This is a genomic window from Pseudomonas sp. RW10S2 (genome assembly GCF_014268985.1).
Lineage (GTDB): Bacteria > Pseudomonadota > Gammaproteobacteria > Pseudomonadales > Pseudomonadaceae > Aquipseudomonas > Aquipseudomonas wayambapalatensis.
In genome coordinates this window covers 21717-35557 of sequence record NZ_JABWRO010000018.1, presented here as the reverse complement: position 1 = coordinate 35557, position 13841 = coordinate 21717, and the positions used below count along the sequence as shown (strand labels likewise).

The following is a 13841-nucleotide window of genomic DNA, read 5'->3' as shown; positions in this document are numbered from 1 at the left end:
GATCATGAGGGAAACCTCATCTGGAGTTCATCATGAAACGCTCGATCGCCGTACTTGCGCTGTGTAGCGCCCTGCTCCCCATGGCTGCCTTCGCCGAGCAGCCTCGCTCGCCGTCTGCCGAGGGCCAGGTTTACGAATACGGTATGCCGCTGGATATCGCCAAGGTGGTGTCGATCACCCCGGCCAGTAACGCTGCCGACTGCCAGGTCGGCACTGCGCACATGGTCTATGTCGACCACCAGGGCCAGACACACAAGGTCGCTTACAGTGAAATGGGCGACTGCTCGCAGCAATGAGCCTCAGGCCAGCAATTGGTCGATCCAGTCGATGTGCATCGCAAAGGCCCGAGCCTTGTCCTGGGGGACTTCCCTGGCCCGTTCGAAGTTGGCCAATGCCTGCTGGCGCTGGCGTCGCATGCGCTGCCACTTGTTGATGAACGCCGAGCTTTTCTCGCGCATCAGCAAGGGGCCGAACAACAGCTCCTGCGGGCTGTAGCGCACCGAGCCGGCCTGTTCGGCGACGATGATCTCGTAGTCGAAGCGGTTTTCCCGCAACACTTCTTCGCTGACAATCCGATAGCCGTTGTCCATCAACCACTGGCGCAGCGGTTGCTCGCCGCCGTTGGGTTGCAGCACCAGGCGTTGCCCATCCTGCAATCGCGCCTTGCCTGCCTCGAGGATCTCGACGATGGTTTCCCCGCCCATGCCCGAAAGGCTGATGGTGTCGATGCGATCGTCGCTTTCGATGGCAGCCAGACCGTTGGCCAGGCGCACGCTGATGCGCGCGTCCAGCCCATTGCGGTGTACGTTGCGCCGGGCTGACTCGCAAGGCCCTGCCGCTGCCTCGCCGGCCACTGCGGCCTCGATGGCGCCGCGCAATACCAGGACCACCGGCAGGAAGCCGTGGTCGGAACCGATATCGGCCAGGCGCGCCCCCGGCGGGATATGAGCCGCCACGCGTTCCAGCCGCTGCGACAATGTCTGTTCGTTCAACGCCAACCCCTTGCATGAGAATCGGCGCGATTCTGAAGGCCGGGGCGCGCCATTTCAATGCATTTGCGACGGGGGCCGCGGCTCGCGTAGGCTTGCGCTTTTCCTTCCGAAGCAAGGCAGAGTCGTTCATGGCCCAGACAGGTATCACTTTCACCCCCGATGCGGACGCCGCGTCCATCTCCTCCGATGTCGCCGAGTACAACGGTATCCTGGTCACCACACAGGTCCCGATTCGCGCCGATGGCGAACTTGAGCTGGGCGATATCGTCACCCAGAGCGAGTGCACCCTGCAGGCGCTCAAGGATGCGCTGGAGCGTGCCGGCAGCTCGATGGACCGCGTGCTGCACCTGACCATTTACCTGACCGACATGGCTGATCGTGCGGCATTCAACGAGGTGTACCAACGCTTCTTCACCAAGCCTTGGCCGGTGCGTGCGGCGGTGGGCGTGGCCTCGCTGGCGTTCGAAGGGATGAAAGTCGAAGTGACGGCGATGGCGGCCAAGGGCTGATATCAGCTACCGGCTTTTGGGCGGGTGTAGGCTTTTTTTGCGAACCACCCGCCCCCCATTGAGCACCGAGACCAGTCCATCTGTGGCAGCGAATGCCGCAGCGCCTAGATGTCCATCGCCAACAACGCGGCCCCCAGGCACTTGCCATGGGCATCCAGCGCCAACGAGCGGGTCACGCCACCGCGCAACAACCCCGGCAGCACGAAGTTTAGCGCCTTGAGCTGCGGCAGGTCATAGCGACGGACAGGCCCTGCGCTTTCATCGCGAAGATGGGCAAACCACGCCGCTACTCGTTCCGCTGTCAGCTCGCGCTCAAGCAGCGGGTAGTCCTCCTCCCGATACGCGATCAGCGAGATGTTCGAGGTGTCGCCCTTGTCCCCCGTGCGGGTGTGGGCAAGTTCGTGCAGTTGGCGGGTCATGGGCATTGCTCCAGGTGGACTTGGGGTTGCGCGAGCTCACGCGGTAGGTAAAGGCTGGCGACGGCCAACACCTCGCGGACCTGGCGAGTGGCCCCGCCACCGCCAGCCGGGCCATTGGTGTAGAGCGTCTCGACCTCGTTGGCGACCGCTTGCGCCGCCTCGCGGTTCAGGCAACGTGCCGCAACCCGCAGGCGTACCTCCCAGGGTTCGCCGCCCATGCCGAAATGGCTGGCGTGCAGCGAATCGACCCCCATCAGCTCGCAGCGCAGCTCTTCGACGGCGACGCCGGTCAACGCCAGGCGCTCTTCGACGATCCGTCCGGCCAGACGTGCCCGCGCCACGGCATTCGGGCCGCCGTAGGAAATCTGTCCTTCGCCAATCCAGCCATCCCGATAGCCCACGGTAACCTTGAGTTGTTGCGGGCGGGCCATGCCTTCGCCACCACTGACGCGTACCTGATCCTTGCCGCAGGCGTGCAGATGCACGCCCGAGAAGTCGGCCGTGACATCCGGCGTCAGGTAGCGACGCGGATCGTGTACCTCGTAGAGCAGTTGTTCGGTGCAGGTCGCGACATCGATGCGCCCCCCACTGCCGTCGACCTTGGCGAGCGTGGCCAGGCCTTCGATGTCGATATCGGCGAAGGGGAAGCCAAGCCGCGCCAGGTCGGCAACATCCTTCAGGCCGGGATCGGCAAAGTAGCCACCACTGACCTGCCCCGCACATTCAAGCAGATGCCCGGTCAGTGTCCCTCGGCCACGGCGACACCAATCGTCGTCAGGCCAGCCAAAGTGATGCACTTGCGGTGCAAGGAACAGCGACGGGTCGGCGACACGGCCGGTAATCACCACATCGGCGTCCAGGGCCAGTGCCTGGACGATCCCTTCGACCCCCAGATAGGCGTTGGCCGACACCAGTCGCCCACCCAGCCCGGCCACCGTCAGGCCGTTGTCCAGCGCCCAGTCCGGGTGCTGGCGCAGCACGTCGAGCACATCGTCACCGTCCACTGCCGCGACCTTCAGCCCCTGCAGCCCGAGTTCAGCCGCGATGGCCGACACTTGTCGCGCCGCGCCACGCGGGTTGGCTGCGCCCATGTTGGTGATGATACGCAGACGCCGCGCGCCGCCGCGTACATAGGGCAGCACCGCCCGCATGCGCTCGGTCAGCAACGGATCGAAGCCGGCCTGTGGGTCGGCCAGTCTGGCTTGCTGGGCCAGAGCGATGGTGCGTTCGGCCAGGCATTCGAACACCAGGTAATCCAGTTGCCCATCCCGGGCCAGTTCCACCGCAGGCTCCAGGCGATCGCCGGAATAGCCGGCGCCGGCGCCGATTCGCAAAGTGTTCATGTTCAGAAGACTCCAAGTGCCAGCGCGGTCAGGGTCATCAGCACCGACGCGGCGAACAGAAATGGCAGGGTGAAACGCTGGTGATCGGCAAGGTCGAGCTTGCACAGCCCCACCAGCAGGAAGGTCGCTGGGGTCAGCGGGCTGACCGGGAAGCCGGTGGTATGTACGCCAAGCAGCGACGCCTGGGCCACCCGCACCGGGTCCACGCCCAGCGAGCGGCCGACCTCGGCAATCACCGGCATGACCCCGAAGTAGAACGAGTCCGGGTCGAACAGCAAGCTGAGCGGCATCGACACGAAGCCCACCAGTGCGGGAATCAGTCGCCCGTGGCCCGGCGGAATCTGTTGCACCGCCACCTCGGCCATGGCCTTGAGCATGCCGGTGCCTTGCATGATGCCGGTGAACACACCGGCGGCAAGCAGGATGCTGGCCATGGTCAGGGCGGTCTTGGCGTGTGCATCGATGCGTTCGCGTTGCTGATCGACACGGGGATAATTCAGGCAAAGCGCGGCGACCGTGCCGAGCATGAACATCACTACCGGGTCGACCCAGCCTGCGATCATCACCGCCATCACCAGTACGGTGAGCAGCAGGTTCGGCCAGAACATGTGCGTACGGCGCAGGGCTTGTTCATCGGCGCTCAAGATACGCTGCGGTGCCGCGCCGGCATCGGCGCCGGCCATGAGCCCCAGGCGTTTCTCTTCGCGTCGGCCCAGCCAGTAGGCGCAGCCGAAGACGAACAACAGCCCCACCACCTGTACCGGAATCAGCGGTTGGAACAGGTCAGCCACCGGCACGTGCAGCGCCGCGGACGAGCGCAGCACAGGTCCCGTCCAGGGCAGGAAATTCACCCCCGCCGCCATCGCCGCAACGCAGGCCAGCACCCGTCGGTCGATGCCCAGGCGCGTATACAGCGGCAGCATCGCGGGCACCGTGACGAGGAATGTCACCGCACCCGACCCATCCAGGTGTACCAGCAACGCCAGCAACGCGGTGCCGCAGACGATACGGGTGGGGCGGGTGCCGACGGCGCGCAGGATGCGGTCGATGATCGGGTCGAGCATGCCGGCATCGGTCATCACGCCGAAGAACAGGATGGCGAAGATGAACATGCCGACCACCGGGGCGACATTCTTGATGCCAGTGAGAATGAAACCGCTGGTCTGCAGGCCGAAACCCGCGAGCAAGGCAGCCACGATGGGAAAGGCAATCAGCGCGACCAGGGGCGAGATGCGCTTGCTCATCACCGCGATCAGCAAGGACAGAATGGTAATGACGCCGTAGAGGGCGAGCATGGGGTTACTCCGGCTTGTTTTTGTTGTTGTCCCGAGTATCGGGAGAGGTTCGGTAGCGTGTAAATTGCAATTTAAAGCCACGCACATTCGAAAAAACAAAATGAAGAATGCCCTGCAGCATATTCGCGCCTTCATCACCGTTGCCCAGCGCGGCAACTTCGCTCGCGCCGCCAACGACCTGCACTTGTCGCCCTCGGCCCTGACCGTCCAGATCCGCCAACTCGAAAGCTGGCTGGGCGTTGCCCTGCTCGAACGCAGCCCTCGGCACGTCACCCTCACTGCTGCAGGGCGCGAGGCGTTGCCGGCGATGGAGAAGCTGCTGCTCGATCTGTCCAACATCGTCAGCGCCAGCCAAGGCTTGGCGGCGGTACGCCGCGGGGTGGTCACAGTGGCTGCCCTGCCCTCGTTGTGTGCCGGGGCGCTGGCGCAGCGGCTGGCGGTGTTCCGGCAGTCGCATCCAGGTGTCGAAGTGCGCCTGCGCGACCTGGTTGCCGAGCGCATTGTCGAGCGCGTGCGCGAAGGCGATGTGGATTTCGGGGTGGGTGTGCGCAGCCAGTTCGGGCACGGGCTGGACTTCACACCGTTACTGAGTGATCGGTTATGCCTGTTTGTGCCTGTCGGACACCCGCTGGCCACGGGCCCCGTCGATCTGCAAGCCCTGGACGGCCTGCCGATGATCCTCACCGGGCGCGACAGCAGTGTGCGGGCGCAGATCGAGGAGGTGTTCCGCGCACACGGGCTGGTGTTGCAAGCCGCCATGGAAGCCAATTACATGTCGACGGTATTGGCGCTGGTGCGCAATGGGTTGGGGGTTACGCTGCTGCCGGAATCGGCGGACGACGGTACACACAGGTTGCTGCGCAGGCCCTTGGAAGCGCGAGGTCTGGAGCGTGAAATCGGCATCATCACCCGCACAGAATGCAGCCTGTCACCAGCCACTTCGGCCTTGATCGATTGCCTGGGTGATCTGTCAGGCACAGACAAATGACCTATCATTTTTGCCAGTTGTCGGCGAGCGCGTAATCCCAGTAGGTTGGATCTTAACAATGTTGTCCGAGAGGGCGATGTCGTGTGTTGCCGTTCAAGGGATCGAACCCACCAGGGAGCAAAGACGATGACAAGTCGAGAGTCGACCTCAATTAATCTATTGGCTGCATTGTTTTTATTCTTTTATGCGCTTCCTTCTGCCTGGGCCGCCGAGGCCACTGATGAAGTAAACGCAATAAACGCCCAGGAAAAAGTAGAAACATTGGGGCAGGAATTGACTAAAGATCTTACCCCTGGCGTCCTGTATCAGCTGGACTGGGGCAACCCCCAGCATTATCAACTTTATAAGGCACAACAACTCCTGACAGGGCATACAAAAGCACAGGCGCCCGAAATGTTCAGGCGCCTGGAAGCTGCGCACAAACAGCGGGTGAAAGCGCTCGCTGTTTCCGGCGCAAAGCCTGACGCAGTAAAACCAGTTGTCTTCCCTGAGACGTCCAGTGATGCCGACGCTCCTTTGCAAGACCTTCAATTCATCTCGGAGCTTTCGCGCTCCAATGCTACTGCAACTAGTTCAGCGGTCACGTACAGCTCTGAAGCCATTTCGACCGTTGCGAACGGCAGCGAGAGAAACTCTGTCACGCTCATTATGTATAACGACCTCACGGGTGATTTCATTGCCTCGAAAAACGCCACTGATCTGACGAACCTTCCTGAACTACGCGTTAACGTGAGTGCCTCGGTGGATCCAACGATTCCCGTTCGCGCTGTCGCTTTCTTCAACATGATCCCCAAGGACAGTGACGACGAGTTCCCGCCGACGCTCGTCATGAAGGCAGTCAGTTCAACGGGTATCGTTGACGCTTGTATGACAGAGCCCAGACCTTGTACAAGAGACGCCAATGGCAAATGCGTCATTTCTGCTCCTGCCGCTACGGAAGTCTGCAGCAATAAACTCCCTGACAACGATACACCCATCAAGATGTGCTGGAACCGCCACAGCCGTGAAGAGTGCGATTATTGGGCAAGCCAGAACAAGCCTGCTAACTATCTGATTCCCGTTTCTGGCTACGCTCTCGCCGAAGGAAAAACCGAATCTACGGTAACTGGCGAAACGGCGATCTATCTAGTAAACCCGAGCGGTGGGGGCTGTCGGGTACACTCCAGAGCTGAAAGTATTGCTGACGAATGGACATCTGACGGTAATGGAAAGCTGAGCTTCAATTACGAGGCCGAAAAGTTCAAGCGCAACCCGTCATGCCTGACCAACAATAAAGACTCGCTCGTCAACTTCTACATGACCAACATGCTCTACCTTCCAGGAACGCCAGAAGATCCCATGCCACGAAACGTAACGCTTGTATTTACCAGCGATAAGCGATCCGCAGGAAACCCCGGCAGGGAGATCATCCCTCAACTCCGCATCATGGAAGGTTGTGTAGCAGGGGGCACATTGATCACCCTGGCGTCGGGCGAGACAAAAAAAATCGAAGAGATCGTCTCGGGAGACAAGGTCAAGACACCGCATGGCGTGCGCGTGGTCAGTGAAAGAACCACGGGTACAGAAAATGGCTCCATGCTTGAGATACGCACTACCGGCCAGACCCTGCATGTCACACCGACCCACCCCATCATGCGAGCGATTCAAATCGGGAGTGCCGTGAGAAACATGGAGGTGCAGGCACGGGAAATCCAGGTAGGCGACAAGTTGGCCGGTGACGGACCTCCGATCACGGTGACATTCGTCGGTTATGTCGAGGCTCAGGCCACCCCGGTATACAACTTGCAATTCAAAGGTGGCGTCGAAGGCAGTTATTACGCCAACGGCATTTTGTCGGGTAACCTCGCTACGCAAAATATGCTGGCAGATCTCAAAAGCAGAGCGCCACTTCGCAGCCCTGCGCAACTGCGAGCAACCGTCCATCCTGCGTTCTTGGCTGATTACGACAACCAGCAAAAACAAAAGGCGCAGCAGTCCTCTGACGTGAGCGGCACTTCACAGGAGGTCGGCAATGCAACGCGGTAACGATGCACTCAGGCTCTCCATCGTTCAGGCCGTTTACGAGACAGACTGCCTGCGTGTGGCATGGAGCCCTCTCGAATTGGACACGCCTGCAGGTTGGGTGATCACATTGGGTCATCAGGACACAGGCGGCTGGACGCCGTTGAAACACCAATTCATTCCAGACGGTGCAGCTACCGTTGGCGTATTACCTCTGTCCGAACCCCTGAGCGCGATACGTGAATATCGCGTCACCGTGATCGCCTTGCGGGAGAGTGGGGAAACAGAGAGCAGCGCTCCACTGCCCCTGCCAACCCTCCAGCCGATCCTGCACTCGGCGATATACGATGGCGAGACCCTGCGCGTTGGTTGGCAGCCTTCCAGCCAGGCTCTTCTGGGCTATGAGATCGTCGTGTCATCGACGATCAGCGGTACGACATTCGTCATTCCAATCAGTGGAGCGGGTAGCGCCAGTGCTGTCGTGGGCAATTCGCAACTGGGCGGGGGGCTGGGCAATGACCAAGGCTGGACAGTCGGCGTGGAGGCTGTGGTTCGCGAGAATACCCGCGCTCGATCGGAGCTGATTCATTTCCCGTCATGCATGACCCCGCCGAATCTGGAGCAGAGCCCGCTCTATCGTGGTGGAAACCGCATCGCAGTCGCATGGTTTTCCCTGGACCCCAGAGAGATCGTGCAATACCAGCTGAGCCTGCACAGTGCGCTTACCGGCACGCATTACGACATGGCCCTGCCCGCGGGATACGAGCTCGCCGACTTGCCACTGTCCTCGCCACTGCCGGAGTTTGATGCGTTCAGCTTTACCCTCACGGCCCTGACTGCAAAAGGCGCAGGCATCAGCACCAAGCCTTTGCGCGTCGTAGCAGACAGGCCCGACATCACCTCAGTGGTGTTGGACAACGAGGGCGTCGATGTGGCCTGGAACATGTCGAACAGTCTGGAGATCACTCACTACATCGTGCAGGTGTTTTCGCCAGAGACCGCCATGGTCGCCGCCTCTGCGCGCGTCGATGCCCCCCGGACCCACGAGCGCTTGTCGCTGAAAGCGCCGCTTAGGACCGACAAGAAGTGGGTGTGTCAGGTCATTGCCTATCCTGGGTCTGGGGTAGGAACGGAAGGCGATTGGGTGCCGATGGTTACTGGGACTCCATTGGTTACCTTGCTCCGACCGAGAGTAGGGGTCGTGGATGTCACCTGGTCGCCTCCGGAATCGGTAGTAGCGCCTGAAGGCACATGGGTGTCGATTACTCGCGCAGGTAATGTCATCAGTCAGGATCGGGTCGCTGGCTGCAGTGCCCAGATGATGATTCCAGTGTTTGATGCGAACCTGGATCAATCGCTGAGCGTACAGCTGACGCCTATCTGTGGCAAAGCGTCCAGCAGGACGCAATGGCAAGCGGAGCAAACTGCTCCGGCTCTCTGACACGTGGGCGGATGACGGGGCTGCGTCAAGGAGAGCAGGCCCGTCGCTGCCGAGTATGCCCGCCTGGAACGTCACGGGTGCCTGCGCGGCAATTCATCGCTACAATGCCGCCCTAAACCGTGACAGCACGAACCTATAACGACATGTCCCTTCCAAAGAATCACCTGGAACTGCTCAGCCCTGCCCGCGATGTGGCCATCGCCCGCGAGGCCATTCTGCATGGCGCCGACGCCATCTATATCGGCGGACCGAGCTTCGGCGCGCGGCACAACGCGTGCAACGAGGTCAGCGATATCGCCGAGTTGGTGGAGTTCGCCCGGCGCTACCACGCGCGGGTCTTCACCACGATCAATACCATCCTCCACGACAACGAGCTGGAGCCTGCACGCAAGCTGATCCACCAGCTGTACGACGCCGGTGTCGATGCATTGATCGTCCAGGACCTGGGGGTGATGGAGCTGGACATCCCACCGATCGAGTTGCACGCCAGTACACAGACCGACATTCGCACCCTAGAGCGCGCCAGATTCCTCGACCAGGCCGGCTTCTCCCAGTTGGTGCTGGCCCGTGAACTGAACCTGCAGCAGATCCGCGCCATCGCCGCCGAGACCGATGCTGCCATCGAGTTCTTCATCCACGGCGCGTTGTGCGTGGCCTTCTCCGGCCAATGCAACATTTCCCACGCCCAGACCGGCCGCAGCGCCAACCGCGGTGATTGCTCCCAGGCCTGTCGCCTGCCCTACACCCTCAAGGACGATCAGGGCCGGGTGGTTGCCTTCGAGAAGCACCTGCTGTCGATGAAGGACAACAACCAGACCGCCAACCTGCGTGACCTGGTCGACGCCGGCGTGCGCTCATTCAAGATCGAAGGCCGCTACAAGGACATGGGCTATGTGAAGAACATCACCGCCCACTACCGCAAGGAGCTGGATGCGATTCTCGAAGATCGCCCGGACCTGGCCCGCGCATCGAGCGGTCGTACCCAGCACTTCTTCCTACCCGACCCGGACAAGACCTTCCACCGCGGCAGCACCGACTACTTCGTCAGCGACCGCAAGATCGACATCGGTGCCTTCGATTCGCCCACCTTCACCGGCTTGCCAGTGGGTGTGGTGGAAAAGGTCGGCAAGCGTGACCTGATGGTGGTCACCGAGGTACCGCTGACCAACGGTGACGGCTTGAACGTGCTGGTCAAGCGTGAAGTGGTGGGCTTCCGGGCCAACATCGCCGAGCCACGTGGCGAGTTCGAGGACGATGGCCAGACACGCTACCGTTATCGCGTCGAACCCAACGAGATGCCCGAAGGCTTGCACAAGCTGCGGCCGAATCACCCACTGTCGCGCAACCTTGACCATAACTGGCAGCAGGCGCTGCAACGCACCTCGTCCGAGCGCCGCGTCGCGGTTCAGTGGCATGTCGTGCTGACCGAGCAACGCCTGGCGCTGAGTGTCACCAGCGAGGAAGGCGTCACCGTGCAGGTTGCCCTGGACGGCCCGTTCGGCGCGGCCAACAAACCGCAGCAGGCGCTGGATCAGTTGCACGACCTGCTGGGCCAACTAGGCACCACCCAGTACCACGCCGAGGCCATCGAGCTCGATGCCCCGCAGGCGTACTTCATCCCCAACTCGCAACTCAAGGCCCTGCGTCGTGAGGCTATCGAAATGCTCACCGAGGCACGGGTCAAGGCGCACCCGCGCGGTAGCCGCAAGGCCGAGACCACGCCTCCCCCGGTCTATCCCGAAGCGCACCTGTCGTTCCTGGCCAACGTCTATAACCAGAAAGCCCGTGACTTCTATCATCGCCATGGGGTGAAGTTGATCGATGCAGCGTTCGAGGCCCACGAGGAGCACGGCGAGGTGCCGGTGATGATCACCAAGCACTGCCTGCGCTTCTCCTTCAACCTGTGTCCCAAGCAGGCCAAGGGCGTTACCGGTGTACGCACCAAGGTCGCGCCAATGCAGCTGATTCATGGCGACGAAGTGCTGACCCTGAAATTCGACTGCAAGCCGTGCGAAATGCACGTGGTCGGCCGGATGAAAGACCACATCATCGACCTGCCAACCCCAGGCAGCGCGGTGAGCCAGGTGGTTGGGCACATCAGCCCGGAAGACCTGCTCAAGACCATCGTGCGCGCGCCGCACTGAGGCCGAGCACGACTGCTGCCTCCGCCTCCCGGTGAAGTTTCGAGGCAGGCAAGGATTGCCTGCCTGCCGCGCACGAGCGCAGATTGATCCGGAAAATAACTACGGGTACAAACCCGAAATTCTTGCCTCAGCCTACTGTTGCGGTGCCGAGCTACCCCGGCACCGCGCAGCATCACTTACGAGCGGCCGCCCTTGCGGCCCATGTCGTCGTTCTGCTTGTTGCCACCGGACTGCTGGCCGCCTTTGCGACCGGCTTCGGACGCTTTTTCCCGGTCGTTGGCGAAGTTGCCAGGATTTTTGGTACCACCCTGACTGCCAGTCTTGTTCTGGTTATTGGCCATGGTCTTGCACCTCTTGTGGCTGTGGGATATGCACGGGCGTTTGCCGTACATCAGTTCGGAGCATCGCAGCAGCAGGGGATTCGGTTTATTACCGATCTGGCAGACCGGTGGCGCTAAAGGTGCAGCGGCGCTGTATTTGGCGCGAGGTCCTTTGAGTTACGGAGCGTTTTCGAGGCTACGCTGGCGACGGCCCAGCCAGGCGCCGGTAACGCCCCAGCCAAGCGCGAGGATGGCGCCGATCGACATGGCCAACTGCGGATGCTCGCCCAGCAGGTCCAGGCCGCGCTTGACCCAACCGCTCAAGGCATCGCCGCCGCGGTAGACCACGGTGTCGATAAAGTTCTTGGCTTTGTATTTCTCGTCGGCGGGCAAAACGGTGAAGAGCATCTCGCGCCCCGGGCGAACCAGGGCGTACTCACCTGCACGACGCATGACCATCACAAAGACAAACACCGCAAATACCGGCGCCAACGCCAGCCAGATGAAACCGACCGCCATCACCAGTGGCACGCCCACCAGTAACACAGCGACACCCAGGCGCCGGGCCAGGCGTCCGGTGAGAAAGACCTGGGTGAGTATCGCCAGCGTTTGCACGACTGTGTCGATCAGGCCAAAGACTTGTGTCTGCCGTGCACGGTCGCTGAACGTCTCGCTGACGATACGGGCCTGCTCGAAATACAGGAAGGTGCTGACGCTGGCCAGCAGTATGACGAACAACGCGATACTCAGCAGGTAGGGCGACTGCAGCACGGCGGTGGCGCCGGAAAACGGATTCCCGCCCAGCGGCCGAGAGCTCGGATGCGCGGTGCTGGTCGGCAGCGGATTCAGCTCACGCCAGTGTTGCAGGTACAGAGCAGCGCCTATGCTGCCAAGCAGGCAGACGCCCGCCAGCACCAACAAACCCGCGTGCCCGAGGGGAGAAACCAGCAGAGTGCCAAGAATCGGCCCGCTCAGGCCGCCAAGGCTTGCACCCGCCGCCAGCAGGCCGAACAGGCGCTTGCCCTGCTCGCTGGAAAACAGGTCTGCCAGTACGCTCCAGGCCAGGGAGATGGCCAGCAGGTTGAACACCGACAGCCAGATATAAAAAGCCCGTGCATTCCAGAGGTCATCTGGATCACGGGCAAAGAGCACAGCAAACAACAGCAGGTTGCTGGTAAAGAAGGCGTAGGTCCACGGCAGGATGCGCCGCCGCTTCACCCGTGAAGCGAGCCAGCCGAATAGCGGCAGGCAGGCCAGGGTCGCAATGAAGGTGCCGGTGAACAGCCATTGCAGATTGTCCACACCTCCTGCCACGCCCATGGTTTCGCGGACGGGGCGCAGCATGAAATACCCCGTGAACAGCAGGTAGAACAGCGCAAGGCCTGCGACCACTGCCGGGCCTTCGCCGGGCTGGATGTTGAGGCTCTGGTCCAGGCGCCGCCGCAAGTCGCTCATGGCGTCAGGCAAATTGCCTGATGAGCGCCTGGCGCTGGGCTTCGCTCAGCAACGGCCCGCTGCCAGCCTTGAGCTGGTCAAGCTGACGGTCCGGGCGGCCGGTCGCAGGAATTACCGTGGTCACCGCCGGGTGACTGATGGCGAACTTCAGGAACAGCTGCGCCCAACTGCCGATACCCGCCTCGCCCGCCCAAGATGGCAATGCCTGATCCTTGACCCGGGCGAACAGCCGGCCATCGTCGAAAGCACGGTTGACCAGCACCGCGACGCCTTTGTCCTGGCACAGCGGCAGCAGCTCGCGCGCGGCATCCGGAGCGTTCACCGAGTAGTTGATCTGGATGAAGTCCAGCGGCTCGCTGCGCACGATGCGCGCCACCTCATCCTGCCCACTGTTGAGATAGTGAGTGATGCCCACATAGCGCGTCTTGCCTTGCTGCTTCAACTCCCGGGCATAGGGTAGCTGGGTCTGCCAGTCGCGCAGGTTGTGGATCTGCAGCAAGTCGACCTTGTCGGTGCGCAGGCTGGAAAGGCTTTGCACCCATTGCCGTTCGGCCCCTTCCCGGCTGTCGGCAGCGATCTTGGTGGCGATGAAACACTGACGGTGCCAGCCGCCCTCCTCCAGCAACTGGCCGAGAATGGCGTCGGCACCGCCGTAGTTGGGCGAGGTGTCGATGACCTTGCCGCCGCCTTTGAAGAACGCCTCGAGCACAAGCTTGAGCTGTTGGTACTGGGCAGAGTCGGCCTGGACCTCGAAACTGCCGGAAGTGCCGGCACCGATGACCGGCAAGGCCTCACCGGTGGCGGGGATCTTGCGGGTCAGCAGGCCGCTGCCGGACTCGGCGCGCAGCCAAGGGCTCAGGGCCAGTGCGCCAAGCGCGGCGCTGGCACGCAGGACATCGCGACGTGCGTACATGAAGAAGGCTCCCGTTTACAG

General features: G+C 61.9%; 13 protein-coding genes. 6 read left to right on the top strand and 7 right to left on the bottom strand.

Going from position 1 to position 13841, the window contains the following annotated elements:
• Positions 1-32 precede the first annotated feature (32 nt).
• Complete coding sequence (locus HU729_RS06440; RefSeq protein WP_186664621.1) at positions 33-296, top strand: DUF2790 domain-containing protein; 264 nt, start codon at positions 33-35, stop codon at positions 294-296.
• Between the two features lie 3 nt (positions 297-299).
• On the opposite strand, the gene HU729_RS06435 is transcribed toward HU729_RS06440, so the two are convergent.
• Positions 300-992 carry a class I SAM-dependent methyltransferase gene (locus tag HU729_RS06435; RefSeq protein WP_186664620.1) on the bottom strand — a complete coding sequence of 231 codons (693 nt, stop codon included), beginning with the start codon at positions 990-992 and terminating at the stop codon, positions 300-302.
• A gap of 128 nt (positions 993-1120) precedes the next feature.
• On the opposite strand from HU729_RS06435, the gene HU729_RS06430 reads away from it, so the two are divergent.
• Positions 1121-1501 carry a RidA family protein gene (locus HU729_RS06430; RefSeq protein WP_186709174.1) on the top strand — a complete coding sequence of 127 codons (381 nt, stop codon included), beginning with the start codon at positions 1121-1123 and terminating at the stop codon, positions 1499-1501.
• A 104-nt stretch (positions 1502-1605) separates the two neighbouring features.
• On the opposite strand, the gene HU729_RS06425 is transcribed toward HU729_RS06430, so the two are convergent.
• From HU729_RS06425 to HU729_RS06415, 3 genes are read right to left on the bottom strand one after another with little or no spacing between them, the layout of a single operon-like run.
• Positions 1606-1920, bottom strand: coding sequence for a hypothetical protein (locus tag HU729_RS06425; RefSeq protein ID WP_186664616.1), 315 nt, complete (start codon positions 1918-1920; stop codon positions 1606-1608).
• On the bottom strand, positions 1917-3263 hold the full coding sequence (locus HU729_RS06420) for an acyclic terpene utilization AtuA family protein (RefSeq protein ID WP_186709172.1): 1347 nt from the start codon (positions 3261-3263) through the stop codon (positions 1917-1919). Before HU729_RS06420 ends, HU729_RS06425 begins: the two co-directional genes overlap by 4 nt.
• A gap of 2 nt (positions 3264-3265) precedes the next feature.
• Complete coding sequence (locus HU729_RS06415; RefSeq protein WP_186709170.1) at positions 3266-4558, bottom strand: citrate:proton symporter; 1293 nt, start codon at positions 4556-4558, stop codon at positions 3266-3268.
• A 100-nt stretch (positions 4559-4658) separates the two neighbouring features.
• On the opposite strand from HU729_RS06415, the gene HU729_RS06410 reads away from it, so the two are divergent.
• The 4 genes from HU729_RS06410 (at position 4659) to HU729_RS06395 (ending at position 11132) form a co-directional block, all read left to right on the top strand.
• Positions 4659-5546, top strand: a complete 888-nt coding sequence (locus HU729_RS06410) for a LysR family transcriptional regulator (RefSeq protein ID WP_186664613.1) — start codon at positions 4659-4661, stop codon at positions 5544-5546.
• A 126-nt stretch (positions 5547-5672) separates the two neighbouring features.
• Positions 5673-7571, top strand: a complete 1899-nt coding sequence (locus HU729_RS06405) for a Hint domain-containing protein (protein WP_186709168.1) — start codon at positions 5673-5675, stop codon at positions 7569-7571.
• Positions 7558-8988, top strand: a complete 1431-nt coding sequence (locus HU729_RS06400; protein WP_186709166.1) for a hypothetical protein — start codon at positions 7558-7560, stop codon at positions 8986-8988. Before HU729_RS06405 ends, HU729_RS06400 begins: the two co-directional genes overlap by 14 nt.
• Before the next feature lie 143 nt (positions 8989-9131).
• Complete coding sequence (locus HU729_RS06395; RefSeq protein ID WP_186709164.1) at positions 9132-11132, top strand: U32 family peptidase; 2001 nt, start codon at positions 9132-9134, stop codon at positions 11130-11132.
• A 176-nt stretch (positions 11133-11308) separates the two neighbouring features.
• On the opposite strand, the gene HU729_RS06390 is transcribed toward HU729_RS06395, so the two are convergent.
• The 3 genes from HU729_RS06390 to HU729_RS06380 all read right to left on the bottom strand — a co-directional run bounded on the left by HU729_RS06390 (position 11309) and on the right by HU729_RS06380 (position 13820).
• A complete protein-coding gene (locus HU729_RS06390; RefSeq protein WP_186664609.1) occupies positions 11309-11473 on the bottom strand; it encodes a KGG domain-containing protein in 165 nt (54 codons plus the stop codon).
• 156 nt (positions 11474-11629) lie between these two features.
• Complete coding sequence (locus tag HU729_RS06385; protein WP_186709162.1) at positions 11630-12907, bottom strand: MFS transporter; 1278 nt, start codon at positions 12905-12907, stop codon at positions 11630-11632.
• A gap of 4 nt (positions 12908-12911) precedes the next feature.
• On the bottom strand, positions 12912-13820 hold the full coding sequence (locus HU729_RS06380; protein WP_186709160.1) for an aldo/keto reductase: 909 nt from the start codon (positions 13818-13820) through the stop codon (positions 12912-12914).
• Positions 13821-13841: the final 21 nt, after the last annotated feature.

What these genes read in the sequence shown, in the direction of transcription:
- HU729_RS06430 (WP_186709174.1), top strand. Translation starts at nt 1,121, where the DNA reads ATGGCCCAGACAGGTATCACTTTCACCCCCGATGCGGACGCCGCGTCC.
- HU729_RS06415 (WP_186709170.1), bottom strand. Translation starts at nt 4,558, where the DNA reads ATGCTCGCCCTCTACGGCGTCATTACCATTCTGTCCTTGCTGATCGCG.
- HU729_RS06410 (WP_186664613.1), top strand. Translation starts at nt 4,659, where the DNA reads ATGAAGAATGCCCTGCAGCATATTCGCGCCTTCATCACCGTTGCCCAG.
- HU729_RS06425 (WP_186664616.1), bottom strand. Translation starts at nt 1,920, where the DNA reads ATGACCCGCCAACTGCACGAACTTGCCCACACCCGCACGGGGGACAAG.
- HU729_RS06400 (WP_186709166.1), top strand. Translation starts at nt 7,558, where the DNA reads ATGCAACGCGGTAACGATGCACTCAGGCTCTCCATCGTTCAGGCCGTT.
- HU729_RS06420 (WP_186709172.1), bottom strand. Translation starts at nt 3,263, where the DNA reads ATGAACACTTTGCGAATCGGCGCCGGCGCCGGCTATTCCGGCGATCGC.
- HU729_RS06405 (WP_186709168.1), top strand. Translation starts at nt 5,673, where the DNA reads ATGACAAGTCGAGAGTCGACCTCAATTAATCTATTGGCTGCATTGTTT.
- HU729_RS06380 (WP_186709160.1), bottom strand. Translation starts at nt 13,820, where the DNA reads ATGTACGCACGTCGCGATGTCCTGCGTGCCAGCGCCGCGCTTGGCGCA.
- HU729_RS06390 (WP_186664609.1), bottom strand. Translation starts at nt 11,473, where the DNA reads ATGGCCAATAACCAGAACAAGACTGGCAGTCAGGGTGGTACCAAAAAT.
- HU729_RS06440 (WP_186664621.1), top strand. Translation starts at nt 33, where the DNA reads ATGAAACGCTCGATCGCCGTACTTGCGCTGTGTAGCGCCCTGCTCCCC.
- HU729_RS06395 (WP_186709164.1), top strand. Translation starts at nt 9,132, where the DNA reads ATGTCCCTTCCAAAGAATCACCTGGAACTGCTCAGCCCTGCCCGCGAT.
- HU729_RS06385 (WP_186709162.1), bottom strand. Translation starts at nt 12,907, where the DNA reads ATGAGCGACTTGCGGCGGCGCCTGGACCAGAGCCTCAACATCCAGCCC.